1 protein-coding gene and 1 pseudogene are annotated in these 1,069 nt (G+C 74.9%); both read right to left on the bottom strand.

Annotated elements, in window-relative coordinates; translation table 11 throughout:
* The coding region (locus HW445_RS32225; protein ID WP_180224285.1) for a hypothetical protein at positions 1 to 799 on the bottom strand (799 nt) is incomplete at its 3' end.
* Positions 796 to 1,069: pseudogene (locus HW445_RS32220) on the bottom strand (hypothetical protein); the annotation flags it as partial. The pseudogene HW445_RS32220 and the gene HW445_RS32225, both read right to left, overlap by 4 nt.

Genomic DNA, 1,069 nt, shown 5'->3' with positions numbered 1-1,069 from the left:
GCAGCTCCCGCCACAGCGGCGCCAGCGCGTGGTAGGAACGCCACGCCGACCAGGCGTCGCCGAAGAGCCGCGCGGGCAGCGCCCACAGCAGCGGCAGGGAGAACCCCGCCGCGCTCAGCAGACCGCCGAAGGCGGCCAGCGCCGGAGCGCCCCAGGTGCTCAGCCCGTCGATGTTCCCGCCCGCCCAGCGCACCACCACCGCCGTCAGCTTCGCGACCGCGTACAGCGCGCAGAACCCGAATCCGAGGGCTATCAGGAACAGCGAGCCGCGCAGCTGCCGGCCGCACACCCGGCGGATCCAGCGCAGACACAGGACGTTCATCGCCACCCCGGCCGCCAGCAGCGAGAACAGGTACAGCAGCACCATCTCGCGCACGAAGGGGGTGCTCGCGTAGTAGGTGTCGAAGTCGCGCAGCCGCTCCACCGGCGCGTCGCCCCACGCGAACAGCACCCACATCACGGCGACCACCGCGCCGAAACCCGCCGTGCAACGGACCGTCAGGCTCCGGGTGACGTCCGGCGGACCGCCGCGCCAGCTGATCATCAGCACCAGGCTCGCCGCGCAGACGGCGGTGAGCAGCGAGTACACCAGCGGCGCCCCGGCGTTGGGGACGCAGGTGAGCCGGTTGACGGCCACGACGGTGGGCGGCGCGGCGAACGTGAAGGCCAGCGCGGTGACCAGCAGCAGCGCGCACACCGACCGCAGCAACGGGTCCCGCCACGCCCCCGGGGTGCGGCACTTGAGCACCAGCGGCACCGTCATGGCCGCGGCCGGGATGTAGTAGGTGACGTCGTTCACGGACCGCCCGCCCCCTGCCTCCCGGTGGTCCGCTCCCCGCCCAGGGACGCCTCGATGCGGCGCACCAGGCCGTCGGGCCAGGACGGATCCCCGGCAGGGGGGCCGGCCGGTTCCCTGGCGGGCGGGACAGCGGGCGGGACGACCGGTGTCCAGGCGCGGAAGCGGCTCGCCAGCAGCAGGCCGAACCGCTCCGCCTCGGCCTCCTCCCGCCGGTCGAACCGGGTCCGGGCGGCCACCGCCACCCCGTCCAGCGGTCCGCCCCGGTGCCCG

It is taken from the genome of Streptomyces sp. UH6 (assembly GCF_013421635.1).
Taxonomy (GTDB): domain Bacteria; phylum Actinomycetota; class Actinomycetes; order Streptomycetales; family Streptomycetaceae; genus Streptomyces; species Streptomyces abyssomicinicus.
Note: the sequence above shows the minus strand (reverse complement) of the source record. Positions and strands in the feature narration are given on the sequence as shown.